Here is a 239-nt window from a genome sequence, read left to right as displayed (position 1 = left end):
GAGCTGGATTCCTGATAGGGAATCTCGGTGCCTTTGAGGATGCGCGCAGTTTCCTTGTCGGCGGTCACCACTTTGGGCTGAGAGACGATTTCACCGTTGCCGGTTTTCTCCATGGCCGTCAGCTCAAGATCCAGCAACAGGTTGTCGGTGATGTAAGCGATACCCAAGCCTGACGTCCCCGTCAGCGAGCCCAGGTCGACAAAGGGCGACGTGGGTGGCTCCTGCGGCGGCTCGGCACC

General features: G+C 60.3%; 1 pseudogene. It reads right to left on the bottom strand.

The annotated features are described in order from the left end of the window. A pseudogene (locus SB756_RS34790) lies at nucleotides 1–239 on the bottom strand (type IV pilus secretin PilQ); the annotation flags it as partial.

Origin of the sequence: Pseudomonas sp. SIMBA_068 (genome assembly GCF_046534705.1) — a bacterium.
In the GTDB taxonomy this organism is placed as follows: Bacteria; Pseudomonadota; Gammaproteobacteria; order Pseudomonadales; family Pseudomonadaceae; genus Aquipseudomonas; species Aquipseudomonas putida.
Note: the sequence above shows the minus strand (reverse complement) of the source record. Positions and strands in the feature narration are given on the sequence as shown.